This is a genomic window from Citrobacter sp. RHBSTW-00944, from assembly GCF_013615435.1.
Lineage (GTDB): Bacteria > Pseudomonadota > Gammaproteobacteria > Enterobacterales > Enterobacteriaceae > Citrobacter > Citrobacter braakii.
Map to the genome: position 1 here is coordinate 1,719,415 of NZ_CP055418.1, position 25,770 is coordinate 1,745,184.

Genomic DNA, 25,770 nt, shown 5'->3' on the forward strand with positions numbered 1-25,770 from the left:
TCGCCATGACAATAACTCCACAACACCTGATTGCGCTGCTACCGCTGCTGATCGTCGGCTTGACGGTGGTGGTTGTGATGCTCTCCATTGCGTGGCGACGCAATCACTTCCTTAATGCCACGCTGTCGGTCATTGGGCTTAACGCCGCACTGGTTTCGCTCTGGTTTGTTGGCCAGGCGGGCGCTATGGACGTCACCCCGCTGATGCGGGTTGACGGTTTCGCCATGCTCTACACCGGGTTGGTGCTGCTGGCGAGTCTTGCCACCTGTACCTTCGCTTACCCGTGGCTGGAAGGCTACGACGACAACCGGGAAGAGTTCTATCTGCTGGTGCTGATTGCCGCGCTCGGCGGTATTCTGCTGGCTAACGCTAACCATCTGGCGGCGCTGTTCCTTGGTATTGAGCTTATCTCTCTGCCGCTGTTTGGTCTGGTTGGCTATGCGTTCCGTCAGAAACGTTCGCTGGAAGCCAGTATCAAATACACCATTCTGTCTGCCGCAGCGTCTTCCTTCCTGCTGTTTGGTATGGCGCTGGTGTACGCGCAGTCTGGCAACCTGTCGTTTGTCGCGCTCGGTAAGAGCCTCGGCGACGGTATGCTGCAAGAACCGCTGCTGCTGGCGGGCTTCGGTCTGATGATTGTTGGCCTCGGCTTTAAACTCTCGCTGGTTCCATTCCACCTGTGGACGCCAGACGTATACCAGGGCGCTCCGGCTCCGGTTTCCACCTTCCTGGCGACGGCGAGCAAAATCGCTATCTTCGGCGTGGTGATGCGTCTGTTCCTGTACGCACCGGTAGGTGATAGCGAAGCGGTACGGATCGTGCTGGGTGTGATTGCCTTTGCTTCTATTATCTTCGGTAACCTGATGGCGCTGAGCCAGACCAACATCAAACGTCTGCTTGGTTACTCTTCTATCTCTCACCTCGGTTACCTGCTGGTGGCGCTGATTGCCCTGCAGAGCGGCGAGATGTCGATGGAAGCGGTTGGCGTTTACCTGGCCGGTTATCTGTTCAGCAGCCTCGGTGCGTTCGGTGTGGTCAGCCTGATGTCCAGCCCGTACCGCGGCCCGGATGCAGACTCTCTGTTCTCCTACCGTGGTCTGTTCTGGCATCGTCCAATCCTCGCGGCGGTGATGACGGTGATGATGCTGTCTCTGGCGGGTATTCCGATGACGCTGGGCTTTATCGGTAAGTTCTACGTACTGGCGGTGGGTGTGCAGGCTAATCTGTGGTGGCTGGTTGCCGCTGTGGTGGTGGGTTCCGCGATTGGTTTGTACTACTACCTGCGCGTTGCCGTGAGTCTGTATCTGAGCGCACCGCAGCAACTGAATCGCGATGCGCCGTCCAACTGGCAGTACAGCGCGGGCGGTATTGTGGTGCTGATTTCTGCCCTGCTGGTACTGGTGCTGGGTATCTACCCGCAACCGTTGATCAGCATCGTGCAGTTAGCGGCTCCGCTGATGTAATTCATCATGCTGTGATCGAAAAAGAGTCTGGACAATGTCCAGACTCTTTTTTTTACCTGTCTATACTCATCATACTTCAAGTTGCTGGGGCGTCAGGCCGAAAGTTGACGGCTCACCAGCGGGCCGCTGATGCCTTTCGCTGTGCGATCCATCACTTCCTGAATTACTGAAGACAGCTCATTGACTTCGAATTTGGCCACGTAACCATCTGCTTTCACTCGGCGTACGTGATCTTCATTAGCGCTACCGGAAAGTGAGGAGTGGATAACGACCGGGATCTTCTTCAGGCGTTCGTCGGTTTTTATCTTACGGGTAAGCGTAAAACCGTCCATCTCCGGCATTTCCAGATCGGTGAGCACCAGCGCAATCTTCTCGCTGATTGGTTTACCTTCCGCTTCTGCTTCTTCAGATAGCTGTTGTATCTTTTCCCACGCATCCTGGCCCGTCACATGCATCAAGTGTGGGATCTCCATGGCGTTAAGCCCTTTTTCCAGCATCGCGCGAGCCACTTTGGAATCATCAGCCACAATCGCCACCGCACCCGGCGTAATGTTGAACTTATTGGTTTTCAGCTCTGTTGCGCGCAGGTCGTGGTTCGACGGTACGATGTCGTACAGGATCTGTTCGACATCGAGCACCAGCGCCAGATTGTTAGTCTCTTTGTTGTCGTCCAGACAGGCGATACTGGTAATGTAGCGACCATTGACGGCTTTTTCGGCGGTATGCACCTGTTGCCAGTCCAGACGCATAATGTTTTCTACCGACTCCACCGCAAACGCCTGAACGCTGCGGGCATATTCCGTGATCAACAGGATGTTGAGTCCGGTCTCTGGCTTACAGCCCGCGACGGCAGGCAGATCAATCACCGGGATCACCTGATCGCGAATGTTAACCATACCCAGCAACGGGGCTTTCATACCTGCGGGACGCGTAAAGGTCGGCATCGGTACGATTTCACGCAGTTTGAATACGTTGATGCCAAACAGTTCTGATTTCTGCTCCTCGACGGATTTGCCAAGGCGAAACAGCAGCAGTTCAAAACGGTTAGACAGGGTTAGGTTTGTCCTGTCATCAATATCTTTCTGGAAATTGTTCATCCTGTCCTCAGTGTGAAAGCCAGCCTTTCCACTGTTATCGGCACTGAGGCGGAAAAATGGAGCATTAAACGGTGAAAATGGCGAAATCGTGAGCCAGTTCAGTGTCTGGAAATATCGCTTTGCACTCTTCGAGTAACCGCTGACAACCTTTTTCATCGTAGCGTGAGCTAACGTGGGTCATGATCAGGCGTCCCACTCCGGCCTCAAGCGCCAGCTGGGCGGCTTGTCGGGTCGAGCTGTGACCGCGGCTGTTGGCTTTTTCCTCCATTGAGGAGTCCAGTGTGGTTTCATGTACCATCACATCCACACCGCGTGCCAGTTCAATGGCGGACGCGCAAGGTCCTGTGTCGCCGAAAATAGCCACAGATTTTCCTCTGGTGGCAGGGGCGAGAAAATCGGCACCGTTAATCGCTCGACCATCCTCCAGCACGATGGTTTTCCCGGCTTTCAAATCCTGGAACCACGGGCCCGCTTTAACACCAGCCGCCTTCAAGGCGCTGGCGTCAAGTGCCCCCGGTTTGTCGTGCTCTTCAACACGAAAACCGTAGCACTCCAGCGGATGCTCCAGCGGGTACGCCGTTACTTTACGCAGGCCGTCATCAACAATTTCACCCGCGGTGATTTCGACAATATCCAGCGGATAGTCGGTCCAGGAGCCGCTCAAACGCAAAGCCGTTTCGGTAAACTCTCGCAACCCCTTTGGTCCGTAAAGCGTCAGTGGCTGGACGTTCCCGGCCATTGAGCGACTGCACAGCAGCCCCGGTAAACCAAACAGGTGATCGCCGTGTAGATGGCTGATAAAAATACGCTCGAGTTTTCCAGGGTTAAATGGCGTGGTCAGCATCTGATGCTGCGTTCCTTCACCACAATCGAAAAGCCACAGCCCCGCCTGAGTCGGGTGTTGCAGATTCAGTAAAATTGCCGTTACATTGCGTGAGCGCGTGGGGACTCCCGCAGACGTGCCTAAAAATAGTAATTCCATCTTCGCGTTACACTTTTCGCCATCAATAAGGCAGGGTGTTCAGGTTATCACAACAAAGGGGCAGACTATGATTCACTGGCAAGATCTCCACCATGCAAAGCTCAATACACAGCAGCTGTACGCCATTCTTGAGCTTCGCTGTGCGGTATTTGTTGTTGAGCAACGGTGTCCGTATCAGGATGTGGATGGTGATGACCTGAGTGGTGAAAACAGGCACATTCTGGGTTGGCATAACGATGAACTGGTGGCGTATGCGAGGATTCTGAAAAGCGATGATGAGCTTGAGCCGGTCGTCATTGGGCGGGTGATTGTAAGCGAAGCGCTGCGGGGTGAAAAATTGGGGCAACAGCTAATGACTCAGACGTTGGCCTCCTGTACGCAGCATTGGCCGCACAAGGCGCTGTATCTGGGGGCGCAGGCACATTTGCAATCATTCTATGCACGCTTTGGCTTTGTGCCGGTCACGGATATTTATGACGAAGACGGTATTCCACACGTCGGAATGGCGCGGGAAGCACATCAGGCGTAAACAGGCGCAAACACGCCTGATTGTCTATAGTTAGCGGGTACGTCAATAGAAAGGGAGAATAAAATGTCTTTTCATTCTTATGAATCACGTATCGATGACGATCTGGAATTATTGAGTGAAACGCTGGAGGAGGTGCTGCGTTCTTCCGGCGATCCAGCCGATCAAAAATACCTTGAGTTAAAAGCGCGGGCAGAGCGGGCGTTAGAAGAGGTGAGAAATCGCGTCAGCCATGCCTCTGACAGCTACTATTACCGCGCGAAGAAAGCCGTTTGCCGGGCGGATGATTATGTGCATGAAAAACCCTGGCGCGGAATCGGCGTTGGCGCCACGGTCGGTTTAGTGATGGGATTATTGTTAGCACGGCGATAAATTCCATTCCGTCAGCGCATTTGTACGTACTCCCTAACTGGGGGTACTGCTTTTTCTGCTCAGTACCCCGTATAATGTGAGGTTTTTAACAGGGAGAGGTCCGCGTGCATTCAATCACTACTGCGCTGGAAAGTCTGATGCGTCATTTGTCGCAAGAGATACCAGCAGCACCTGGAATTCGTATTTACGATATCCCTTTCCCACTGAATGATGCGTTTGACGCTTTAGGATGGCTGGCCAGTCAACCTGTCTGGCCCCAGTTTTACTGGCAACAGCGTAATGGCGATGAAGAAGCCGCCGTACTGGGCGCTGTTGCCACATTTTCCTCGCTCGAATTAGCCCAGCATTTTTTACACCAGCATGATGATAATCCTGACCTGCGTATCTGGGGCCTGAATGCCTTTGAGCCTCAGCGCGGCCATTTGTTATTGCCACGGCTGGAGTGGCGACGTTGCGCGGGGGTGGCGAGCTTACGCTTACATCTCTATAGCGACGTGTCGCTGCGTGAAGACGCCGCGCAGGCGGTGGTGTTTATCTCATCGCTCGCCAACGTAAAGCCGCTGCCCGCATTGCGTCTTCGTTTGACGGGAGAACAGAACTGGCCGGATAAAACTGGCTGGACAGATCTGATAAAGCTCGCCACGCAAACGATCAATAGGGAACAGCTCGATAAGGTCGTGCTGGCGCGGGCGACCGATTTACAGTTTTCTCAGTCGGTTAACGCCGCGGCCGTGATGGCTTCCAGTCGTCGTCTAAACCTGAACTGCTACCATTTCTTTATGGCGTTCTCTGCAAAGTGTGCGTTTCTTGGTTCTTCCCCTGAACGGCTGTATCGGCGGCGTGACACGGCGCTGCGCACCGAGGCGCTGGCGGGAACTGTTGCCAACCACCCTGAGGATCATCGGGCCTGGCAGTTGGGGGAATGGCTAATGAAAGATGATAAAAACCAGCGCGAGAATATGCTGGTGGTCGAAGATATTTGCCAGCGTCTGCAAGGCTGTACGCAAACTCTTGATGTGCTGCCGCCACAGGTGCTCAGACTGCGCAAAGTGCAGCACCTGCGCCGCTGTATCTGGACGGAACTGAATCAGGCTGATGATACGCTTTGTCTGATGCAGCTCCAGCCCACGGCGGCAGTCGCAGGTATTCCGCGTGAGCTGGCGCGTGAATTTATCCAACATAATGAACCGTTTGAACGCGAGTGGTATGCCGGTTCTGCGGGTTACCTTTCTCTGCGCCAAAGCGAGTTTTGCGTGTCATTACGGTCGGCGAAAATTAGTGAAAATGTGGTACGCCTGTATGCCGGGGCAGGGATCGTGCGTGGTTCAGATCCTGAACAGGAATGGCAAGAAATAGACAATAAAGCGGCAGGACTGCGCACTTTATTACAGATGGAAGGGTAATGAGTTGTATATTACCGACTCATATCAAAAATCCATTTATTCGATTCTTTATACTGTGTCGCAATATTGATACCGGACAATCTCATGTCAGTAAGCGCATTTAACCGACGCTGGGCGGCGGTCATTCTGGAAGCACTCACTCGCCACGGCGTCAGGCATGTCTGCATTGCCCCTGGCTCTCGTTCTACACCGTTGACTCTGGCGGCTGCGGAAAACCCCGCTTTTATTCACCATACTCATTTTGATGAGCGTGGCCTTGGGCATCTGGCCTTAGGTCTGGCAAAAGTCAGCCGGCAGCCTGTCGCTGTGATTGTGACGTCCGGTACGGCGGTGGCAAATTTGTATCCCGCGTTGATTGAAGCGGGCCTGACCGGTGAAAAGCTGATTCTACTCACGGCTGACAGACCTCCTGAGCTTATCGACTGCGGCGCTAACCAGGCGATTCGTCAGGCCGGAATGTTTGCCTCGCATCCATCGCAAACGCTCTCTTTACCGCGCCCGACCCAGAACATTCCGGCTAGTTGGCTGGTATCCACCATTGATAACGCCTTAGCTGCGCTGCATAGCGGGGCGGTTCATATCAATTGCCCATTTGCAGAACCGCTGTATGGCGATATGGACGAAACGGGGATTGACTGGCAGCAGCGCCTTGGCGACTGGTGGCAGGATGATAAACCCTGGCTGCGTGAGTCGCGTCGGCTGGAAAGCGACAAGCAGCGTGACTGGTTTTTCTGGCGACAAAAACGCGGCGTTGTTGTTGCAGGCCGCATGAGCGCGGAAGAGGGCAAAAAGGTTGCGCAGTGGGCGCAGATGCTAGGCTGGCCGCTGATTGGCGATGTTCTGTCACAAACCGGACAACCTTTGCCGTGCGCCGATCTGTGGCTGGGAAATGCGAAAGCGGTCACTGAATTACAGCAGGCGCAGATTGTGGTGCAGCTTGGCAGTAGCCTGACCGGAAAACGGCTCCTGCAATGGCAGGCCAGCTGTGATCCGCAGGAATACTGGATTGTCGATAATATCGAAGGCCGCCTTGATCCGGCTCACCATCGTGGGCGCAGACTGGTAGCGACGGTTGGCGACTGGCTGGAGTTGCATCCGGCGGAGAAACGTCAGCCCTGGTGCGTGGAGATCCCACGCCTGGCGCAACTGGCCTGGCAGGCGGTAGAAGCCCGTCGTGACGCGTTTGGTGAAGCGCAATTAGCCCACCGTATCCGCGAATACTTGCCGGAGCAGGGGCAACTGTTCGTGGGCAACAGTCTGGTGGTGCGCCTGATTGATGCGCTGTCGCAGCTTCCGGCGGGTTACCCGGTCTATAGCAACCGTGGCGCGAGCGGCATTGACGGCCTGCTGTCAACGGCAGCAGGCGTACAGCGCGCCAGCGCGAAATCGACGCTGGCTATCGTCGGCGATTTATCTGCGCTGTATGACCTCAATGCGCTGGCGTTATTGCGCCAGGTTTCCGCGCCGTTTGTCCTGATAGTGGTCAATAATAACGGCGGGCAAATTTTTTCCCTGTTGCCGACGCCAGCAAGCGAACGCGAACGGTTCTACCTGATGCCGCAGAACGTGCATTTTGAGCATGCTGCCGCCATGTTTAACCTTAAATACCAGCGCCCGGAAAACTGGGAGCAACTGGAGAGCGCGTTGACTAATGCCTGGCGTACTCCGGCGGCAACGGTGATTGAGCTGGTGGTAAACGAAACTGATGGGGCGCAAACCCTGCAGCAACTGCTGGCGCAGGTAAGCCATCTATGATCCTGCACGCGCAGGCGAAAGTGGGCCAGACGGGATTTCCCTGGCTGGTTTTCCTGCACGGTTTTTCCGGTGATTGTCGGGAATGGCAGAGGGTTGGCGAAGCGTTTAAGAATTATTCGCGGCTGTATATCGACCTGCCGGGACACGGTGGCTCCGCTGACATCAGCGTGAGCGGATTCGACGACGTAAGCGCTTTGCTGCGTAACACGTTGCTTAGTTACAACATACTTAAATACTGGTTAGTCGGTTACTCTCTTGGCGGCAGAGTCGCGATGATGGCGGCTTGTCAGGAGATACCTGGACTGTGCGGTCTGGTGGTTGAAGGTGGACATCCAGGCTTGCAAAGTGAGGAGGCGCGCGTTCAGCGTCGCCTCTCTGATGGTCGCTGGGCTGCGCGTTTTCGCGCTGAGCCGTTGTGCGAGGTGTTTATTGACTGGTATCAACAGCCGGTTTTTTCCTCGCTGAATGCGGCGCAAAGAGAAGCGCTGGTCGCACTGCGTAGCCAGAATAACGGGCATACGCTGGCAGCGATGCTGGAGGCCACCTCGCTAGCCGTACAACCTGATTTACGTGCGCAACTCACTACGCGCACATTTCCGTTTTATTATTTATGTGGTGAACGTGACGATAAATTCCGTGCTCTGGCGGCGGAAATATCCGTACCAAGCCATGTGATTCGTAATGCCGGACACAACGCGCATCGGGACAATCCCGCTGGCGTGGTGGACTGTCTGGCTCAGATTCTGCATCGCTGACTATAGGACATTTTATGATCTATCCTGATGAAACAATGCTTTACGCACCGGTAGAATGGCACGATTGCTCTGAAGGCTACACCGACATTCTCTACGAGAAATCCACCGACGGTATCGCAAAAATCACCATTAATCGTCCGCAGGTACGCAATGCCTTCCGTCCGGTCACCGTGAAAGAGATGATCCAGGCGCTGGCGGATGCTCGCTATGATGACAACATTGGCGTGATTATTCTGACCGGTGCTGGCGACAAAGCGTTCTGCGCAGGTGGCGATCAGAAAGTGCGCGGTGACTACGGCGGATACCAGGATGATTCCGGTGTGCATCACCTGAACGTACTGGACTTCCAGCGCCAGATTCGTACCTGTCCGAAGCCGGTAGTGGCGATGGTTGCAGGCTTTTCCATCGGTGGCGGCCATGTGCTGCACATGATGTGTGACCTGACCATTGCGGCTGAAAACGCCATCTTCGGCCAGACCGGTCCGAAAGTTGGTTCCTTCGATGGCGGTTGGGGTGCCTCTTACATGGCGCGTATTGTCGGTCAGAAAAAAGCGCGTGAAATCTGGTTCCTGTGCCGTCAGTACGATGCGAAGCAAGCGCTGGATATGGGCCTGGTAAACACCGTGGTTCCGCTGGTCGATCTGGAAAAAGAGACCGTACGCTGGTGTCGCGAAATGCTGCAAAACAGCCCGATGGCGTTGCGCTGCCTGAAAGCTGCACTGAACGCCGACTGCGATGGTCAGGCTGGTCTGCAAGAGCTGGCGGGTAACGCCACTATGCTGTTCTACATGACGGAAGAAGGTCAGGAAGGCCGTAACGCCTTTAACCAGAAACGTCAGCCGGATTTCAGCAAATTTAAACGGAATCCGTAATGCGTAGCGCGCAGGTATACCGCTGGCAGATCCCCATGGACGCGGGGGTGATTCTGCGCGACAGGCGGTTAAAAACGCGTGACGGGCTGTACGTTCGCCTTTGTGACGGCGAGCGCGAAGGGTGGGGAGAGATCTCCCCGCTGCCGGGCTTCAGTCAGGAGAGCTGGGAAGAGGCGCAAACCGAGCTGCTGGCCTGGGTCAACGGCTGGCTACAGGGGGATTCTTCCTTACCGCAGCTGCCTTCGGTCGCCTTTGGCGCAAGCTGTGCGCTGGCCGAACTGGCTGGCGTATTGCCAGAGGACGCAGACTACCGTGCTGCGCCGCTGTGTACGGGCGATCCTGATGATCTGGTACTGCAACTGGCGGACATGCCGGGTGAAAAAGTAGCGAAGATCAAGGTCGGACTGTATGAAGCGGTTCGCGACGGTATGGTCGCCAACCTGCTGCTTGAGGCTATCCCGGAGCTGCATTTACGACTTGACGCCAACCGAGCCTGGACGCCGTTGAAAGCCCAGCAGTTCGCGAAGTACGTTAATCCAGAGTACCGCGGGCGCATTGCTTTTCTCGAAGAGCCATGCAAAACCCGCGATGACTCTCGTGCTTTTGCGCGTGAAACCGGCATTGCCATTGCCTGGGATGAAAGCCTGCGTGAAGCGGATTTCCTCTTCGAAGCCGAAGAGGGCGTCAAGGCAGTGGTTATCAAACCTACGCTGACGGGCAGTCTCGATAAAGTGCGCGAACAGGTGGCAGGGGCGCATGCGCTTGGTCTCACCGCTGTTATTAGTTCGTCGATCGAGTCGAGCCTGGGCTTAACCCAACTGGCGCGAATTGCCGCCTGGCTGACGCCGCAGACCATTCCGGGGCTGGATACCCTGAGCCTGATGCAGTGCCAGCAGGTACGCACCTGGCCGGGTAGCGCATTGCCGTGTATCGATGTTGATGCGCTGGAACACCTGCTATGACCCAGCGGGAAATGCCCGATAGCGTAAGCATATCGGGCCTGGTACAACCCGATGACTGGCCGTGGCGTCACTGGCGACAGGTTCGTGCAGAGGTGCCTGCTCTACGCCTCAACGATGAAGTATTAAGCTGGAGCGAGCTCTGCACGCGCGTTGACCATCTGGCCAACGGTTTTGCCGCTCAGGGCGTGGAAGAGGGCGATGGCGTCCTGCTTCGCGCCTGGAATCATCCGCGTGCTTTGCTGGCCTGGCTGGCATTGCTGCAATGTGGGGCGCGGGTTTTACCTGTGAACCCGCAGCTGCCTCAATCGCTGCTTGACGCGCTGGTCCCGGACTTAACGCTGCGTTTTGCGCTGGATCTTGAGGCAGCTAATGTTCTCGCGGGACTCCATCCGTTGCAGATGCAGGCCGTGCCAGGCAAGCATGCCGCCGCGTGGTTACCCCAGCGGTTGAGCACGATGACGTTAACCTCAGGTTCTACCGGATTGCCAAAGGCGGCGGTGCATACCTGTCAGGCTCATCTGGCAAGCGCGCAGGGCGTGCTGTCATTAATGCCGTTTGACGCTGAAGATGATTGGCTGCTCTCGCTGCCGCTGTTTCATGTTTCCGGCCAGGGTATTTTGTGGCGTTGGTTGTTTGCCGGGGCACGAATGACCGTGCGCGACAAGCAACCATTGGAACAAATGCTGGCTGGATGCACTCATGCTTCGCTGGTGCCCACGCAGCTGTGGCGCCTGCTGGTCAACAAAACGGCGGTAACGCTCAAAGCAGTGCTCCTGGGTGGCGCGGCAATTCCTGTTGAATTGACGGAACAGGCGCGCGAGCAAAGGATTCGCTGCTGGTGCGGTTACGGTTTAACGGAGTTTGCTTCTACGGTCTGTGCGAAAGAAGCGGATGGCCTGGCGGATGTGGGGTCGCCCCTGGCAGGCAGAGAAGTCAGAATCGTTGATGGTGAAGTCTGGCTGCGTGCCGCCAGCATGGCGCAAGGTTACTGGCGTAACGGGCAGCTGATTCCTTTAGTAAACGCGGAAGGCTGGTTTGCCACCCGCGATCGCGGGGTGTTGAAGGACGGCAAGTTAACCATTGTCGGTCGGATGGACAATCTGTTCTTTAGCGGCGGGGAAGGCATACAGCCGGAAGAGGTGGAACGCGTGATTGCTGCGCATCCGCATGTTCTGCAAGCCTTCATTGTGCCGATAGAAGACAAAGAGTTTGGTCATCGCCCGGTGGCGGTCGTTGAGTATGACACCAATGCGGGTGACACCAATCTGGCAGAGTGGGTGAAAGATAAGCTGGCCCGCTTTCAGCAACCGGTATGCTGGCTGACATTGCCACCCGAACTAAAATCCGGAGGGATTAAAATCTCTCGTCGTGCGCTGTCAGATTGGGTAAGTGCTTCATTCTTAAAATTAAGCAAACAGTAATTACATTTCTCACTTTCGCTATTGAGTCGCTATTGTCATTTTGTTTATCTGCTAATGTGTAACCTGTTGTGAAATTTTTTAACAAAAGGTGCGCTATGGAATGGCATGTGAAGAAGTCTTGCTGTCACAAAAAAGCAGGCAGGCTCTATATCGTACTTTGTGATGGCGGCGGTTCGCTAAAAATGCTGGCTGAGGCGCACTCTTCCGAGTGGGTTAAGCCCGGAGACCTCCTTTCACCGCTGAAAGATGCACTGTATTGCATTAATCGCGATACCTCACGGTTAATCAAAATAATTGATGCCAGACAGTACACGTGCGAGGAATGGGAACGCCTGTTACGACTGTCTGAAGATAAATAATCTCAGGGTTGGCGCTGGTGTGAAGGTAAAAAAATCGTCAGCAGCCCTGCCATGATGCACAGCACTCCGGCGAGCGCTTTCGCTGATAATATTCCCTGCCAGCCGGGCAGGATCATTGATGCAACCCACACCAGTACATAGCTCAGGCTGAGCAGGGCATACGCTTTGCTCAGTGCGAGCTGGTGCAGCGCTTTATGCCAGCAAATCACCGACAGTAAATACCCTGCCAGTCCGGCATACAGAGCAAATGCGCTGACGCTAAGAGAGAATACGGCGGAAATGAATTGCTGCGGCTGCAGCATTGGCGGCAGATTATCCATCGCAAAGCCGAGACTCAACTGGGCGGCTGAAGTGATAATAACGCTGCATAATCCCCAAAAGATGCCCATTACACCGCGCTCCCAAGAATAAAGATGCCGGTGATGATTAACCCCACTCCCAGCCAGTGGCGCGGGGTGACGGGTTCGCGCCAGATTTTCCAGGCAGCCAGAGTCACCCATACAAAATTAAGACTCAGCATGGGGTAGGCGATGCCGACCGGAATGTTCTGCAGCACCGCCAGCCATAGCAGCATGGCCAGACCGAGACTTGCCAGAGCAAGCCCAATCCATAGCGTAATGTGGCGTTTTCGCGCTCGAACGGGAACGGGTCGCGACGCCTGCTTCTGGCATAACTGACCGCAGACGCTGAGCAGGCTGGCGAGAACTAAGGCTATCCAGATCATTTCGGCCGATACTGAATCAGGACCAGACGCCCCTGATTATCGATATAGTCAGCGGGAGGGATAGCAAGTCGATTAATATCTTCATCCTTATCAATTGTGAGCACGAGCGTAATGTTTCCTTGCTGACGATGTTGCGCTAACCACGCGGCAAAGTTCCCCCGACCGACAAAACGCCCCTGGGCATCCGGGTAGTTAAGGCCATATTTTAACTCGCCCGTTTGTCCGTACATTATGATGTCGTCACGCTTCAGGCTCCAGGCCAGCCCCGCGGCGACGCCAACGCTGTCGGTGAGAATATAACGGCTCGACTCCAGCCACTCTTTGGTCATCTCGACAAAAAATTGTGGCTGTTTAGATTCCATCACCCGGTCAGGAATGGAGAAGCCAAACAACAGTGCCAGTCCTAATGGACACAGCGCTGCGAACGTCCAGTTCTTCTCGCGGTTATTTAGCGTATACCAGCCAAAGAGCGTCCAGATGATAAAAATGCCCCACGCACAAAACACCTTATAGGTTTCGATATGCGACCAGACCGGCGTCTTTAATGGACCCAGTGTAGAAACAATAAACGTGGCGACAATGCCGGTTACACCGAACAGAACGTTGATCCAGCCATTCACGCGCAGCGCGGTTGCACCTTTTTGCGCGGCCTGCAGGCCGAACCGCGCCGTCAATATTGCCAGCGGCGCGAAGCAGGAAAGAATATAGGTCGGCAGTTTTCCTTTCGCGATGCTGAAAAACAGGATTGGCATGATAATCCAGCTCAGCAGGTACAGTGCGCTGCGCGGAACATCCCGTTCACGCCAGCCCGTACGCAGCGCGCCGGGGAGCAGCCCGAGCCACGGTAATGCGCCAGCCACCAATACCGGAATGTAGTACCAGACGGGGGCCTTATGTTGGGCATCCTCCTGCGCGAAGCGTTGAATATGTTCGACCCAGAAGAAGTAATGCCAGAAATCCGGCTCACGCCGGGCAATCGCTATTCCCCAAGGCAGCACAGTCACGATGCAACCGACTACTGCCAGCAGACCGTAGATAATGAGATCTTTCCAGCGCTTTTGTACGAAAACCCACGGCAGTACGCTGAGCACAGGAACGGCGAGTGCCAGGAAACCCTTGGTCATCACGCCCATGCCGCAGGTTAACCCTAACAGCAGAAAGGCGGTAATTTTGCGCGTTCTGCTGGTGGCTTGCATCCCCTCCCAAAAGCAGCACATGCCCGCCATTAGCCAGAGCGCAATGATGGGATCAAGTACCGCGTAGGTGCCGATGCTGTAAACCGAAAAAAACGTTAAAAAGATAACCGAAGAGAGTACGGCGGTGCGCTTATCCCGCCACAACCGCATGGCAAGCCAGGCTACCATTAGCGCCGTCAGCAAAGTGGCAAAGATGGCTCCTGCTCTGACGCCGAAATTATTGGTGCCAAACAGCCATTGCCCGATGCTGTTTAACCAGTATCCGGCAATCGGTTTTTCAAAATACCGCAGCCCTAAAAAGTGCGGAACGATCCCGTCGCCAGAGGTCAGCATTTCCCGACTGATTTCGGCATAGCGCGTTTCATCAGGCTGCCACAGCAGGCGACTGTTGATGGGGAGAATAAAATACAGCGCAATAAAAGCGATAAATGCCAGGGTGTAGCGGACAGTATGTTTCATCTTGTCACACTCACCGGTTGTTGGCGGCCGACCCATCCCTCTCTGCCGGGTATTTTGCCACGCACGATCTGCCCTGTTGGCAGCGAACTGACATCGTCCGGTAACAGGTCGCCGAGCGGGCAAAATGTTATCCCCATGTCTGCGGCGCGAGTAAGCAGCTCGTCAAAATTCTGCTGAAAGGCGATGCCTTCAACTTCCGCATGAATGGTATACACCGGTGTTCCTCTGCTCATCTGGATGTGGGAGAGAATGTAAGTGTTGAAGTCCACCGCCTGGACTTCCTGACCAACCACTTCATCCCAGGTGGGTAGCGTGACGGGAATTTGCGGCGTACCTGTTTTCCCGGATGTCAGCACCGGACGGAATAACGACGTTCCCCGACAGTCGCTGTTATAACGCAGATGGAACGTTTCTTTGGCGTGGACGACGCGATCGTCGGCACGCCATCCGGCAACGGCAGAACAAGTGACGGGTTGTCCGATAAGAGTTTCAAGGGCCGTGATGCCTCGTGAAATATCATCAATCAGCTGTTTATCATTCCAGTTTCCGCTTCGCGCCTGCCAGGCATGGTGATCCCAGGCATGCAGACCGGTTTCATGAATCAGGGCGGTTTGCGCAATGATCGCCGCGTTGGCCAGGCCGATCTCTTTTCCCGGCCAGGCGGTTCCCGCCAGCAATATATCCCATCCGTAAAGTGATGCGGCGTTTGAGCGCAGCATCTTCCACAGAAATTGTGGTTTCACAAGACGCCAGAGATGGCGTCCCATGTTGTCCGGTCCAACGCTAAAGAAAAAACTTGCCCGCACGTTATGTCGGTTCAATGTCTCCAGCAGGCGGGGTACGCCTTCGCGCGTCCCCCTGAAAGTATCGACATCTATGCGCAAGCCGACTTGGGTCATGATGTGTGTTCCGTGATATTCACACTGCGTAAGAAGAAGTCCAGCGTCTCTTCTACCGTTTCCTGCATCTCAATGATGGGCTCCCAGTTCAGGCAGCGTTTCGCATTGCGGATGTTGGGCTTACGATGTTCAACGTCTTGATAACCTTTACCATAGTAGCTGCTGCTTTCGACGTCACGGAAACCGGCAAACGGCGGGAAGTGGCTACGCAATGGATGTTTTTCAAAGCAGGTAAGCAGCATTTCTGCCAGTTCCTGAATACTCGCTTCGTTCTGCGGATTACCGATGTTGATAATCTCACCGTCGCAGCGTCCGCCTTCGTTTTCAATGATGCGGTACAGGGCTTCGATACCATCCCGAATGTCGGTAAAGCAGCGTTTTTGCTTGCCGCCTTCAATCAGCTTAATCGGTGAACCCTCCACCAGATTGAGGATCAGTTGGGTAATGGCGCGTGAGCTGCCGATACGCGCGGCGTTAAGGCTGTCCAGACGCGGCCCCATCCAGTTAAACGGGCGGAACAGGGTGAAGCGCAATCCCTCTTTTTCGCCGTACGCCCAGATTACGCGGTCCAACAACTGCTTGGAAACGGAGTAGATCCAGCGTGGTTTATTCACCGGACCGACGATCAGATTCGAGCTGTCCTCATCGAAGACTTTGTCGGTACACATGCCGTAGACTTCGGACGTTGACGGGAAAATGATGCGCTTACGGTATTTCACGCAGTAGCGAATGATTTTCAGGTTCTCTTCAAAATCGAGCTCAAATACGCGCAGCGGGTTGCGGGTATATTCGATTGGCGTTGCGATCGCCACCAGCGGCAGCACGAGGTCGCATTTTTTAACATGGTATTCAATCCATTCGGAGTGAATGCTGATGTCGCCTTCGACGAAGTGGAATCGCGGATGCTGCAGAAAACGTCCAATGGCGTCACTGCCAATATCGAGCCCATACACTTCGTAATGATCTTCTTGCAGCAGGCGTTCGGTCAGATGGTTACCAATGAAGCCATTGACGCCGAGGATCAGCACGCGTGTACGACGTTTAGTGGTGGTAACTGATTGACTGTTCAGGCGGGAGCCTGGAACCAGGCCCAGAACCTGCGCCAGTTGCGACCCTTGCATTGCAATACCATCGCCAGCTTGTCCGGTAATAATTTCCAGGGCGCCATCGCCACAGGCGATCAGCAAAGGAGAAACGGAGATGACGGTACCCGGTTGGGCCGCTGAGTTATTTACGCAAACGCGCGATGACCAGACGGTGAACTTTTGTGTACCGACATAGCTATATGCGCCCGGCCACGGATCGCTGACGGCGCGGACCTGGTTATGCAACTCTACGGCAGGTGTGTTCCAGTCGAGGAAGCTATCTTCCGGTGTACGGCGACCGAAACAGGTAGCATCTGCTTCCTGTTGGGGGCGTTCTGCATAATCCCCGGTTTTAATCGCGGGCAGTGCCTGTTCCAGCAGCTGACACGCAGCCTGGCACAATTTATGGTGCAGCGTTAACGCCACGTCATCCGGCGAAATAGCGACGCGCTGCTGGGCAATAATGGCGCCAGCATCCGCGCGTTTGACCATGCGGTGAAGCGTGACGCCGGTTTCGGTTTCGCCATTGACCAATACCCAGTTCAGCGGCGCGCGACCACGGTATTTCGGCAGCAACGAACCGTGCAGATTAAAAGCCCCGGCAGGCGCAAGACTGAGGATCTCATCACTCAGTAAATGACGATAGTAGAACGAGAAGATAACATCCGGCGCCAGTTGGCTAATGCGTTCAATCCACAAGGGATGATTGACCTCGTCCGGGGCGTAAACCGGAATTCCGGCGCTGGCGGCAAGGCGGGAAACCGATCCAAAAAATGCTTTTTCGCCCGGATTATCAGTGTGCGTAAAAATGGCAGCGATTTCATAACCGGCATCCAACAAAGCCTGGACACCCTGACATCCCATATCGTGATAGGCAAATACGATGGCTTTCATGCGCGGTTTTCCTCGGTTGGCTGCGTGGTTTGTGGGCGGATAACGTGTTGAACAAAATAGCGGGGGCGGGCGCGGACATCGTTATAGATGCGACCGATATATTCGCCGAGTAAACCCATGCCAATAAACTGTGCGCCGATAAAGGTAAACAGGACGGCAAACAGCATGAATACCCCTTCCGCGGCCCACTGTGGACCGAGCGTCAGACGCAGAACCACAAGCAGGATAGACAAGGTAAAGCCAGTGGCGGCGATTACGCTGCCCAACAGGCTCAACATACGAAGTGGCGTTGTGGTCAGACAGGTCACCAGGTCATACATCAGGTTGATCAGACGCATAAAGCTGTATTTGGAGTCACCAAATTCTCGCTCTGCATGGTGTACCGGGATTTCCGTAGCGCGCCGGGCAAAAATGTTGGCCAGAATCGGGATAAAGGTACTGCGCTCCTGGCAATGCAGCATGGCATCGACGATGTGGCGGCGATAAGCGCGTAACATGCAACCGTAGTCGCCCATCGCTTTACCGGTGGTGCGCTGAATCAGATGGTTAATCATTCGCGATGCGGTCTTACGAAATACGCTGTCCTGACGGTTCTGACGTACCGTGCCGACCACATCGAAGCCTTCATCTGCGGTGGCGACCAGCCGTGGGATCTCCTCCGGCGGGTTTTGCAAATCGGCATCCAGTGTGATGATCACGTCGCCGGTGACATGACTGAAACCGGCCATAATCGCCGAGTGTTGCCCGTAATTGCGATTCAATAAAATAGAAACAATGTGGCTGTTCGGTGCCTGGGAAGCGTCCATCATCAGCTGTGCGGAATGGTCGCTGCTGCCGTCATCAATTAGCAAAATTTCATAGTCTTTGCCCAATTTTTCGCAGGCAGCGCTGGTACGTCTGATTAACTCCGGTAAGCTTTCCTGCTCATTAAAAACGGGAATGACCACCGAGACTTTTTTGATCGGTGCTGCTTCAAACATGGTTATTGTCCTGCAATCTCGTGAAGTGCCGTAATTACCCGCTGGGTGTCATCGGCGGTCATATCGGGGAATAACGGCAGTGAGCAAATGCGCGCGCTATTCCATTCTGTATTGGGGAGCGAAAGGGTAGTGAAGCGTTCGCGGTAATATTTTTGCGTATGGGCCGCACGAAAATGCAGACCGGTGCCGATATTTTTGGCCTTTAACGCCTCCATTAAGGCATCTCTGCTCAGACCGCAGCGGGCTTCGTCAACGCGGATGATGAACAGGTGCCAGGCGTGAACGTGCGCCCACTGGGGCAGACTCAGTGGTTGAAATGGCGTATCGGCCAGCGCCTGTTGATACTCGCGGGCAATTTGCGCCCGGCGTGAGTTCAGGTGTTCCAGTTTATTTAGCTGTACCAACGCAATGGCGGCATTGATATCCGTGAGGTTGTACTTGTACCCTGGCGCAAGCACTTCGGCCTGCGGCGCCCGGCCATAGGTTTGTCGATCAAAGGCATCAACGCCCAGACCGTGAAACTTCAGGCTGCGAAGCCGTTGGGCAAGCTGGCTGTCGTCGGTAACGATCAACCCGCCTTCGGCGCAGGTAATATTTTTGATGGCGTGAAACGAGAATATTGCCGTGCCGCGCGCGCCGACATGACGACCTTTATACAACGTCCCTACGGCGTGGGCCGCATCTTCTATAATCGGAATGCCATAGCGTTCGCCAATGGCATAAATCGCGTCCAGGTCGGCGGGGGCGCCTGCGTAATGTACCGGAATAATGGCTTTGGTTCGCGGGGTGATGGCGGCCTCAATTTGCTCCGGTGTGACCATGAGCGTATCGCGGTCGACGTCGATCATGACTGGCGTCGCACCCAACAGGACAATCATGTTGAGGGTAGAAACCCACGTCATTGACGGTGTGATGACCTCATCGCCTGCACCGATGTCCAGCGCCATCAGCGTGATGTGCATTCCTGCCGTAGCGGAGCAGACGGCGACGGCGTGTTGATTTCCCGTGAGCTGGCAGAAGGCTTCTTCCAGCTGTTGATTTTTCGGGCCGGTGGTTATCCATCCAGAGTCCAGAACCGTCTTCACAGCGGCAAGTTCTTCAGCCCCCATTGCCGGGCGAGAGAAAGGCAAAAAGTCAGGCATCATTATTCCTTCAAGCCATTTAACGCCACCGACGTTTTATTTTTAGTGATAAACAGGGGCGTCGTTAATTATTTCATCAGGCTTCAAAGGGTAATGACGGAAGGTTAATTTATCCTTAAGAGTTTAAGGTTTGGGAAAGAGAGAGGAATAGCGTATTTTTTATTTATCTTAATGAAAAAAAGATCATGTAGGTTTGAGTGGTTTGGGCGACATTGCTGTTATCTGCAGACTGATGAGCGCAATGCCGCTATTAAGAATGCTAATTATATGCCGTTATTAAAATGATGATTTACAGTAACCCTTTCAAGGTTAACGTTTTACGCGTGGCGATATTTAAATCGTAAGAGCCGAGATCTTGCGCTTTAACCCAGGCGAATGCCTGGAATTCTTCATTAATTTTCACTTCACGATTAGCCGCCACACAATCGAAGATGAGATAAATCATATAAATCTCTTCCTGACTGCCATCGGCGTACGTTTTGGTGCGAACATCGTCACTGAAGGTCCATGGCGTAATATCTGATAACACCAGTTGTTCGCCCAGCTCTTCTCTTACTTCACGGCGCAAAGCTTCTTCAATACGTTCACCCGGTTCAACGCCGCCGCCAGAAAGCGCCCACTGACCGGGGAACACACCGCGGTCGTCAGCCATTTTGCACAGTAAATAACAGCCATCGTTTTGAATTAATGGGCAAACAATTGTTCTTTGGCGCATAAGTCGAATCCTTGTAGGGGGAGGTATAGAAAATTCCATCGTGCACGCATCTTACCTTTTGCTGACGGTAGAAAAAACGCTTCATCGACGAATAACGCCGCTTTGCCAGGGAAAACAGGATGTTTGTTGAAAATGGCGTTCTGCTGCCCTCAGTGGCGTAATTGCTACAAGAATTTAACCTTATCTAAATCTTGTGAGTAGTATTTGCTTACAATATGTTATTGCATCGCTTTTTTAGTGCATTGATTCCTCGTGATCTAACAGTACAATTCACCGGTTTTGGGGCTATGTTTTGATTCTTGCTGGAAAGGATAGAAAATGAAAAAAAGTTTAATGTTGGGTTTTGCCGGAATGCTGTTTGTTTCCGCGTCGGCGAGCGCGATTAGCATCAGCGGCCAGGCTGGCGAAGACTACACCAACCTGGGGTTCGGTATGGGTACTGAGACCACCGGTTTGGCCGTCAGCGGTAACTGGATGCATAACGATGACGACGGCGATGCGGCCGGTCTGGGACTGGGTCTGAATATTCCTCTCGGTCCGCTGCTGGCAACGGTCGGTGGGAAAGGCATTTATACTAACCCGAATGATGGTGACGAGGGTTACGCGGCGGCGGTCGGTGGCGGTTTGCAGTGGCCGATTGGCGACAGCCTCCGCCTGTTTGGCGAGTATTATTACTCTCCCGATTCTCTTTCCAGCGGTATCGACAGCTATGAAGAAGCGAATGCAGGTGCGCGTCTGACCATTATGCGTCCGCTGAGCATTGAAGCCGGTTATCGCTACCTGAACCTGGCAGGCAAAGACGGTAACCGCGATAACGCGATTGCTGACGGCCCGTACGTTGGGGTTAACGCGAGTTTCTGATTTTTCCGGCGCGGCGTTCAGTCGCGCCTTCCCCCCTCCATGCGTTATAGTGTTTTCATCATAAAAGCAGGAGAACACGATGTTAAACGTGGAGATGCTATCCACCGGGGATGAAGTGTTGCACGGACAAATCGTCGACACGAATGCCGCCTGGCTGGCCGATTTTTTCTTTAATCAGGGGTTACCACTAACCCGTCGCAACACGGTAGGTGACAATCTTGATGATTTGGTCGCCGTTTTGCGTGAGCGTAGCGAACATGCCGATGTACTGATCGTTAACGGCGGTCTGGGACCAACCAGCGATGATTTGAGCGCGCTGGCGGCGGCAACGGCAAAAGGTGAAGGGCTGGTGCTGCATGAAGCATGGCTCGCCGAGATGACGCGTTATTTCCGCGATCGTGGACGCGTGATGGCACCGAGTAACCGCAAACAGGCTGAGCTACCTGCCAGCGCGGAATTCATCAATAATCCCGTAGGAACCGCGTGTGGGTTTGCCCTGAAGCTTAACCGCTGCCTGATGTTCTTTACCCCAGGAGTGCCATCAGAATTTAAAGTCATGGTTGAGCATGAGATCCTGCCGCGTTTGCGTGAGCGTTTTTCGCTGTCTCAACCCCCGCTATGCCTGCGATTAACCACCTTTGGTCGTTCTGAAAGCGAGCTGGCGCAGAGCCTGGATCCGCTGCAATTGCCTCCGGGAGTGACAATGGGCTACCGCTCGTCAATGCCGATTATCGAACTAAAGCTGACCGGGCCGGATTCCCAACGGGAAGCGATGCTGGCGCTGTGGCCAGAAGTTAAGCGGGTTGCCGGGCAGAATATGATTTTCGAAGGTACGGAAGGTTTACCCGCGCAAATCGCCCGCACGTTGCAGGAACGGCAATACAGCCTGACGCTAAGCGAACAATTCACCGGTGGTCTGGTGGCGCTGCAGCTTTCGCGCGCGAATGCTCCGCTGTTGGCGAGCGAAGTGGTTCCGCCCCAGGAAGAAACGCTGGCGCAAACGGCACACTGGATAACCGAACGACGCGGCAACCATTATGCCGGGCTGGCGCTGGCGGTATCGGCTTTCGAAAACGAACATATTAACTTTGCGCTGGCAACGCCTGATGGAACGCATGCCTTACGCGTACGGCTGAACGCTAATCGTTATAGTTTGTCGGTGCGTCAGGAAGTTTGCGCAATGATGGCGCTCAATATGCTGCGCCGTTGGCTCAACGGGCAGGATATTGCCAGCGAACACGGTTGGATAGAAGTGGTTGAATCCCTGACGCTGCCTTCCTGACTTGCACTCTCTCACGCGCTTGTTATGGGAAGGCATTCTGGCCTTCCCGTTATCAGTCCAACCTGTTGTACTCTCTGTAAAAAAATCCGTGCGTTAGTTCACAATTATGCTCGTTTTTTCTCCAGCCAGCTGGAAGAACGAGAGGATTTGATGCGCTTCACAATTTTAACCCCCTTAACCTACCACACTGATTCCAGTATCTCAGACTGGAGTCCAGTATGTTGGAATCAAGCAAAGTTCCCGCGCTCACCAGGGCGATCGAAATACTCAATCTCATTGCGCGTATCGGCCCATGTAGCGCTGCCACCATCATAGAGACGCTGGGCATTCCAAAAAGCACCGCGTACCTGTTACTTAATGAACTGAAGCGTCAGCGCTTTATCAGCATTGATCATCAGGAAAATTACTGCCTGTGGACCAAGCTGGTTGAGTTGTCCGGGCATGCGCTGAGCAAGATGGATTTACGTGAATTGGCGCGTCCACGGCTGACACAACTGATGGATGAGACAGGGTTACTTTGCCATCTCGGGATCATCGACCACGAAAGCGCGTATTACATTCTGAAAGTGGAATCGTCATCCACTATCAGCGTGCGCTCCCACGAAGGGAAAAGTCTTTCGCTCTATCGCTCGGGTATCGGCAAATGCCTGCTGGCCTGGCAACCGGCAGCCGCACGAAAAGCCATTATTGAACAGCTGATATGGGAACAGGCAACGCCGACCACTATCACCAGGCCACAACAGTTGAATGACGAGCTGGAGCGTATTCGACAGCGTGGATGGAGCTTTGATGATGGCGAAGATTATCCCGATGTTCGCTGCGTCGCAGCGCCTGTTTTTAACGCTAACAATGAACTGACCGCCGCGATTTCAGTGGTCGGCACTCGTCTGCAAATTAACGAAGAGAACCGTGATTATCTGGCCGGTAAAGCGATTGCCTGCGCCAGGGATATTTCACGCCTGTTGGGATGGAAAAGTCCCTTCGACTCACTCGCTTCATAAAAAGGAGAACACCATGACCCTACCTAAAATTAAACACGTTCGTGCCTGGTTTACCGGTGGTGCTACGGCGGATAAAGGCGCTGGCGGCGGCGATTATCACGATCAGGGGGCTAACCACTGGATTGACGATCATATCGCCACGCCAATGAGCAAATATCGTGAATATGAGCAATCGCGCCAGTCCTTTGGCATCAACGTATTAGGAACACTGATTGTTGAAGTGGAAGCTGAAAACGGACAGACCGGTTTTGCTGTTTCCACGGCAGGGGAGATGGGGTGCTTTATTGTGGAAAAGCATCTCAATCGTTTTATTGAAGGGAAATGCGTCAGTGATATCAAACTCATTCACGACCAGATGCTGGGCGCAACGATGTACTACTCCGGCTCCGGCGGTCTGGTGATGAACACCATCTCGTGCGTGGATCTGGCGCTGTGGGATCTGTTTGGCAAAGTGGTGGGGTTACCGGTCTACAAGCTACTGGGCGGCGCGGTACGCGACGAAATTCAATTCTACGCGACCGGTGCGCGCCCTGATCTGGCGAAAGAGATGGGCTTTATTGGCGGCAAAATGCCAACCCATTGGGGGCCGCACGACGGGGATGCAGGGATCCGCAAAGATGCGGCAATGGTAGCCGACATGCGTGAGAAATGCGGTCCGGATTTCTGGTTGATGCTCGATTGCTGGATGAGTCAGGACGTGAACTATGCCACCAAACTGGCCCATGCCTGCGCACCGTCTAATCTGAAGTGGATCGAAGAGTGTCTGCCGCCGCAGCAGTATGAAGGCTATCGCGAGCTGAAACGTAACGCCCCGGCGGGGATGATGGTCACCAGCGGTGAACACCACGGGACGCTGCAGTCCTTCCGCACACTCTCAGAAACCGGCATCGATATCATGCAGCCTGATGTGGGCTGGTGCGGTGGGTTAACCACGCTGGTGGAAATTGCCGCTATTGCTAAATCGCGCGGACAGCTGGTGGTGCCGCATGGTTCCTCGGTTTACTCGCACCACGCGGTAATCACGTTCACCAATACCCCGTTCAGCGAGTTTTTGATGACCAGCCCGGATTGTTCAACGATGCGTCCACAGTTTGATCCGATCCTTCTGGACGAACCGGTACCCGTCAATGGCCGCATTCATAAGTCGGTGCTCGACAAACCAGGATTTGGCGTCGAGCTTAACCGCGACTGCAATCTGAAGCGCCCTTATAGCCACTAATGACCAGTGCGTTGCCAATGCCACGGCAACGCCCTCATTTCTTTGAGGATCTTGCTATGAGTACCACGTTACTTGATGGTGTGGTGAAGAAAAACCGCGCCCGTTTGATTCCCTTTATGCTGGCGCTGTATGTGCTGGCGTTTCTTGACCGCTCGAACATCGGTTTTGCCAAAGAGACCTATCAGATTGATACCGGTCTGAGCAACGAAGCTTATGCGTTGGGCGCGGGGATTTTCTTTGTGGTTTACGCCTTTCTGGGGGTTCCTGCCAACCTGTTGATGCGTAAATTTGGTGCCAGAACCTGGATTGGTACCACCACGTTGCTGTGGGGATTCCTCTCTGCGGCGATGGCATGGGCGGATACTGAATCGAAATTTCTGATTATCCGTACTCTGCTGGGGGCGGCAGAGGCGGGCTTCTTCCCCGGTATGATCTACCTGACGTCCCAGTGGTTCCCCCAGCGTAACCGCGCCAGCATCATGGGGCTGTTCTACATGGGGGCGCCGCTGACGTTAACCCTGGGATCGCCGCTTTCCGGTGCGCTGTTGGATATGCACGGCTTTATGGGGCATCCAGGGTGGTTCTGGATGTTCGTTATCGAAGGTTTACTGGCGGTAGGTGCGGGCATTTTCACCTTCTTCTGGCTGGATGATACCCCGCAGCAGGCACGTTTCCTGAGCGCGGAGGAAAAGGCGGTGCTCATTAGCCAACTGACAAGTGAAGAGGAGAAAAAGGTCACTTCACGCCTGTCGGATGCGCTGCGTAATGGCCGTGTCTGGCAACTGGCGATTATCTATCTGACGATCCAGGTGGCGGTGTATGGCCTGATCTTCTTCCTGCCAACTCAGGTTGCTGCGTTGTTAGGGACAAAAGTGGGCTTTACGGCTTCGGTCGTGGCGGCAATACCGTGGGTGGCGGCGCTGTTTGGTACCTGGCTTATTCCCCGCTACTCCGATCGCACCGGCGACCGGCGTAATGTTGCCGCGCTGACGCTGTTGGCGGCAGGAATCGGCATTGGCCTTTCCGGGCTGGTTTCACCGGTACTGGCGATTGTGGCGCTCTGCGTCGCGGCGGTCGGTTTCATTGCGGTACAGCCGGTGTTCTGGACGATGCCAACGCAACTTCTTTCCGGGACTGCTCTGGCGGCGGGGATCGGCTTCGTCAACCTGTTTGGTGCCGTCGGCGGCTTTATTGCTCCCATTCTGCGCGTCAAAGCCGAAACGGTGTTTGCCAGCGATGCGGCGGGCCTGCTGGTCCTCGCGGGCGTCGCGATTATTGGCTCGCTAATCATCTTTACGCTGAGTGTGAACCGTTCAGTTTCACAAGCAGGCGCTGCGCATCATTAA

25 protein-coding genes are annotated in these 25,770 nt (G+C 54.3%); 15 read left to right on the forward strand and 10 right to left on the reverse strand.

The window, feature by feature from the left end; translation table 11 throughout:
* The first annotated feature begins 5 nt into the window (after positions 1 to 5).
* Positions 6 to 1,463, forward strand: coding sequence for an NADH-quinone oxidoreductase subunit NuoN (gene nuoN / locus HV334_RS08155; RefSeq protein ID WP_016153830.1), 1,458 nt, complete (start codon positions 6 to 8; stop codon positions 1,461 to 1,463).
* Positions 1,464 to 1,555: 92 nt separating this feature from the next.
* Here the strand turns inward: nuoN and HV334_RS08160 are convergent, their stop codons facing one another.
* Entirely contained in the window at positions 1,556 to 2,560 is a 1,005-nt protein-coding gene (locus HV334_RS08160; protein WP_016157041.1) for a chemotaxis protein, read from the reverse strand.
* Positions 2,561 to 2,624: 64 nt separating this feature from the next.
* A complete protein-coding gene (rbn, locus tag HV334_RS08165; RefSeq protein WP_047359224.1) occupies positions 2,625 to 3,542 on the reverse strand; it encodes a ribonuclease BN in 918 nt (305 codons plus the stop codon).
* Between the two features lie 67 nt (positions 3,543 to 3,609).
* On the opposite strand from rbn, the gene HV334_RS08170 reads away from it, so the two are divergent.
* The 9 genes from HV334_RS08170 to pmrD all read left to right on the forward strand — a co-directional run bounded on the left by HV334_RS08170 (position 3,610) and on the right by pmrD (position 11,967).
* Entirely contained in the window at positions 3,610 to 4,071 is a 462-nt protein-coding gene (locus HV334_RS08170) for a GNAT family N-acetyltransferase (RefSeq protein WP_016153827.1), read from the forward strand.
* A 63-nt stretch (positions 4,072 to 4,134) separates the two neighbouring features.
* Positions 4,135 to 4,440, forward strand: a complete 306-nt coding sequence (elaB, locus tag HV334_RS08175) for a stress response protein ElaB (protein WP_003027683.1) — start codon at positions 4,135 to 4,137, stop codon at positions 4,438 to 4,440.
* Between the two features lie 104 nt (positions 4,441 to 4,544).
* On the forward strand, positions 4,545 to 5,843 hold the full coding sequence (gene menF, locus HV334_RS08180; RefSeq protein ID WP_181221395.1) for an isochorismate synthase MenF: 1,299 nt from the start codon (positions 4,545 to 4,547) through the stop codon (positions 5,841 to 5,843).
* Between the two features lie 84 nt (positions 5,844 to 5,927).
* On the forward strand, positions 5,928 to 7,598 hold the full coding sequence (gene menD, locus HV334_RS08185; RefSeq protein ID WP_016157038.1) for a 2-succinyl-5-enolpyruvyl-6-hydroxy-3-cyclohexene-1-carboxylic-acid synthase: 1,671 nt from the start codon (positions 5,928 to 5,930) through the stop codon (positions 7,596 to 7,598).
* Positions 7,595 to 8,353, forward strand: a complete 759-nt coding sequence (menH, locus tag HV334_RS08190; RefSeq protein ID WP_181221396.1) for a 2-succinyl-6-hydroxy-2,4-cyclohexadiene-1-carboxylate synthase — start codon at positions 7,595 to 7,597, stop codon at positions 8,351 to 8,353. The genes menD and menH overlap by 4 nt, the downstream gene beginning before the upstream one ends.
* A 14-nt stretch (positions 8,354 to 8,367) precedes the next feature.
* A complete protein-coding gene (menB, locus tag HV334_RS08195; RefSeq protein ID WP_053389241.1) occupies positions 8,368 to 9,225 on the forward strand; it encodes a 1,4-dihydroxy-2-naphthoyl-CoA synthase in 858 nt (285 codons plus the stop codon).
* A complete protein-coding gene (gene menC / locus HV334_RS08200) occupies positions 9,225 to 10,187 on the forward strand; it encodes an o-succinylbenzoate synthase (protein ID WP_181221397.1) in 963 nt (320 codons plus the stop codon). The genes menB and menC overlap by 1 nt, the downstream gene beginning before the upstream one ends.
* Positions 10,184 to 11,608: an o-succinylbenzoate--CoA ligase gene (gene menE, locus HV334_RS08205; RefSeq protein WP_181221398.1), complete on the forward strand. Its 1,425-nt coding sequence runs from the start codon at positions 10,184 to 10,186 to the stop codon at positions 11,606 to 11,608. The genes menC and menE overlap by 4 nt, the downstream gene beginning before the upstream one ends.
* A 95-nt stretch (positions 11,609 to 11,703) precedes the next feature.
* Entirely contained in the window at positions 11,704 to 11,967 is a 264-nt protein-coding gene (gene pmrD, locus HV334_RS08210; protein ID WP_047416297.1) for a signal transduction protein PmrD, read from the forward strand.
* Positions 11,968 to 11,969: 2 nt separating this feature from the next.
* Here pmrD and arnF read toward each other — a convergent pair whose 3' ends face one another.
* The 8 genes from arnF to nudI all read right to left on the reverse strand — a co-directional run bounded on the left by arnF (position 11,970) and on the right by nudI (position 20,061).
* Positions 11,970 to 12,356 carry a 4-amino-4-deoxy-L-arabinose-phosphoundecaprenol flippase subunit ArnF gene (gene arnF, locus HV334_RS08215; RefSeq protein ID WP_181221399.1) on the reverse strand — a complete coding sequence of 129 codons (387 nt, stop codon included), beginning with the start codon at positions 12,354 to 12,356 and terminating at the stop codon, positions 11,970 to 11,972.
* Entirely contained in the window at positions 12,356 to 12,691 is a 336-nt protein-coding gene (gene arnE / locus HV334_RS08220) for a 4-amino-4-deoxy-L-arabinose-phosphoundecaprenol flippase subunit ArnE (RefSeq protein ID WP_016153819.1), read from the reverse strand. Before arnE ends, arnF begins: the two co-directional genes overlap by 1 nt.
* Positions 12,688 to 14,346, reverse strand: coding sequence for a lipid IV(A) 4-amino-4-deoxy-L-arabinosyltransferase (gene arnT, locus HV334_RS08225; RefSeq protein ID WP_181221400.1), 1,659 nt, complete (start codon positions 14,344 to 14,346; stop codon positions 12,688 to 12,690). Before arnT ends, arnE begins: the two co-directional genes overlap by 4 nt.
* Positions 14,343 to 15,245, reverse strand: coding sequence for a 4-deoxy-4-formamido-L-arabinose-phosphoundecaprenol deformylase (arnD, locus tag HV334_RS08230; protein ID WP_155574478.1), 903 nt, complete (start codon positions 15,243 to 15,245; stop codon positions 14,343 to 14,345). The genes arnT and arnD overlap by 4 nt, the downstream gene beginning before the upstream one ends.
* Positions 15,242 to 17,224 carry a bifunctional UDP-4-amino-4-deoxy-L-arabinose formyltransferase/UDP-glucuronic acid oxidase ArnA gene (arnA, locus tag HV334_RS08235; RefSeq protein WP_181221401.1) on the reverse strand — a complete coding sequence of 661 codons (1,983 nt, stop codon included), beginning with the start codon at positions 17,222 to 17,224 and terminating at the stop codon, positions 15,242 to 15,244. The genes arnD and arnA overlap by 4 nt, the downstream gene beginning before the upstream one ends.
* Positions 17,221 to 18,204, reverse strand: coding sequence for an undecaprenyl-phosphate 4-deoxy-4-formamido-L-arabinose transferase (gene arnC / locus HV334_RS08240; protein ID WP_049281478.1), 984 nt, complete (start codon positions 18,202 to 18,204; stop codon positions 17,221 to 17,223). Before arnC ends, arnA begins: the two co-directional genes overlap by 4 nt.
* A gap of 2 nt (positions 18,205 to 18,206) precedes the next feature.
* The gene (gene arnB / locus HV334_RS08245) at positions 18,207 to 19,346 is read right to left on the reverse strand and encodes a UDP-4-amino-4-deoxy-L-arabinose aminotransferase (RefSeq protein ID WP_181221870.1); all 1,140 of its coding nucleotides are present in this window, start codon (positions 19,344 to 19,346) and stop codon (positions 18,207 to 18,209) included.
* 289 nt (positions 19,347 to 19,635) lie between these two features.
* The gene (gene nudI, locus HV334_RS08250; RefSeq protein ID WP_049281476.1) at positions 19,636 to 20,061 is read right to left on the reverse strand and encodes a nucleoside triphosphatase NudI; all 426 of its coding nucleotides are present in this window, start codon (positions 20,059 to 20,061) and stop codon (positions 19,636 to 19,638) included.
* A gap of 318 nt (positions 20,062 to 20,379) precedes the next feature.
* Here nudI and HV334_RS08255 point away from each other — a divergent pair, with 318 nt between their 5' ends.
* The 5 genes from HV334_RS08255 to HV334_RS08275 all read left to right on the forward strand — a co-directional run bounded on the left by HV334_RS08255 (position 20,380) and on the right by HV334_RS08275 (position 25,770).
* Complete coding sequence (locus tag HV334_RS08255) at positions 20,380 to 20,922, forward strand: YfaZ family outer membrane protein (protein WP_016153812.1); 543 nt, start codon at positions 20,380 to 20,382, stop codon at positions 20,920 to 20,922.
* Between the two features lie 79 nt (positions 20,923 to 21,001).
* Positions 21,002 to 22,204 carry a nicotinamide mononucleotide deamidase-related protein YfaY gene (locus HV334_RS08260; protein ID WP_080858929.1) on the forward strand — a complete coding sequence of 401 codons (1,203 nt, stop codon included), beginning with the start codon at positions 21,002 to 21,004 and terminating at the stop codon, positions 22,202 to 22,204.
* A 218-nt stretch (positions 22,205 to 22,422) separates the two neighbouring features.
* Complete coding sequence (locus tag HV334_RS08265; protein ID WP_181221402.1) at positions 22,423 to 23,205, forward strand: IclR family transcriptional regulator; 783 nt, start codon at positions 22,423 to 22,425, stop codon at positions 23,203 to 23,205.
* A gap of 13 nt (positions 23,206 to 23,218) precedes the next feature.
* On the forward strand, positions 23,219 to 24,424 hold the full coding sequence (gene rhmD / locus HV334_RS08270; RefSeq protein WP_016153809.1) for an L-rhamnonate dehydratase: 1,206 nt from the start codon (positions 23,219 to 23,221) through the stop codon (positions 24,422 to 24,424).
* Between the two features lie 56 nt (positions 24,425 to 24,480).
* On the forward strand, positions 24,481 to 25,770 hold the full coding sequence (locus HV334_RS08275) for an MFS transporter (RefSeq protein ID WP_181221403.1): 1,290 nt from the start codon (positions 24,481 to 24,483) through the stop codon (positions 25,768 to 25,770).

Bases quoted from the DNA above. Each gene is read 5' to 3' on its own strand.
- nuoN (WP_016153830.1), top strand. From the start codon at position 6: ATGACAATAACTCCACAACACCTGATTGCGCTGCTACCGCTGCTGATC.
- HV334_RS08160 (WP_016157041.1), bottom strand. From the start codon at position 2,560: ATGAACAATTTCCAGAAAGATATTGATGACAGGACAAACCTAACCCTG.
- rbn (WP_047359224.1), bottom strand. From the start codon at position 3,542: ATGGAATTACTATTTTTAGGCACGTCTGCGGGAGTCCCCACGCGCTCA.
- HV334_RS08170 (WP_016153827.1), top strand. From the start codon at position 3,610: ATGATTCACTGGCAAGATCTCCACCATGCAAAGCTCAATACACAGCAG.
- elaB (WP_003027683.1), top strand. From the start codon at position 4,135: ATGTCTTTTCATTCTTATGAATCACGTATCGATGACGATCTGGAATTA.
- menD (WP_016157038.1), top strand. From the start codon at position 5,928: ATGTCAGTAAGCGCATTTAACCGACGCTGGGCGGCGGTCATTCTGGAA.
- menH (WP_181221396.1), top strand. From the start codon at position 7,595: ATGATCCTGCACGCGCAGGCGAAAGTGGGCCAGACGGGATTTCCCTGG.
- menB (WP_053389241.1), top strand. From the start codon at position 8,368: ATGATCTATCCTGATGAAACAATGCTTTACGCACCGGTAGAATGGCAC.
- menC (WP_181221397.1), top strand. From the start codon at position 9,225: ATGCGTAGCGCGCAGGTATACCGCTGGCAGATCCCCATGGACGCGGGG.
- menE (WP_181221398.1), top strand. From the start codon at position 10,184: ATGACCCAGCGGGAAATGCCCGATAGCGTAAGCATATCGGGCCTGGTA.
- pmrD (WP_047416297.1), top strand. From the start codon at position 11,704: ATGGAATGGCATGTGAAGAAGTCTTGCTGTCACAAAAAAGCAGGCAGG.
- arnF (WP_181221399.1), bottom strand. From the start codon at position 12,356: ATGGGCATCTTTTGGGGATTATGCAGCGTTATTATCACTTCAGCCGCC.
- arnE (WP_016153819.1), bottom strand. From the start codon at position 12,691: ATGATCTGGATAGCCTTAGTTCTCGCCAGCCTGCTCAGCGTCTGCGGT.
- arnT (WP_181221400.1), bottom strand. From the start codon at position 14,346: ATGAAACATACTGTCCGCTACACCCTGGCATTTATCGCTTTTATTGCG.
- arnD (WP_155574478.1), bottom strand. From the start codon at position 15,245: ATGACCCAAGTCGGCTTGCGCATAGATGTCGATACTTTCAGGGGGACG.
- arnA (WP_181221401.1), bottom strand. From the start codon at position 17,224: ATGAAAGCCATCGTATTTGCCTATCACGATATGGGATGTCAGGGTGTC.
- arnC (WP_049281478.1), bottom strand. From the start codon at position 18,204: ATGTTTGAAGCAGCACCGATCAAAAAAGTCTCGGTGGTCATTCCCGTT.
- arnB (WP_181221870.1), bottom strand. From the start codon at position 19,346: ATGCCTGACTTTTTGCCTTTCTCTCGCCCGGCAATGGGGGCTGAAGAA.
- nudI (WP_049281476.1), bottom strand. From the start codon at position 20,061: ATGCGCCAAAGAACAATTGTTTGCCCATTAATTCAAAACGATGGCTGT.
- HV334_RS08255 (WP_016153812.1), top strand. From the start codon at position 20,380: ATGAAAAAAAGTTTAATGTTGGGTTTTGCCGGAATGCTGTTTGTTTCC.
- HV334_RS08260 (WP_080858929.1), top strand. From the start codon at position 21,002: ATGTTAAACGTGGAGATGCTATCCACCGGGGATGAAGTGTTGCACGGA.
- HV334_RS08265 (WP_181221402.1), top strand. From the start codon at position 22,423: ATGTTGGAATCAAGCAAAGTTCCCGCGCTCACCAGGGCGATCGAAATA.
- rhmD (WP_016153809.1), top strand. From the start codon at position 23,219: ATGACCCTACCTAAAATTAAACACGTTCGTGCCTGGTTTACCGGTGGT.
- HV334_RS08275 (WP_181221403.1), top strand. From the start codon at position 24,481: ATGAGTACCACGTTACTTGATGGTGTGGTGAAGAAAAACCGCGCCCGT.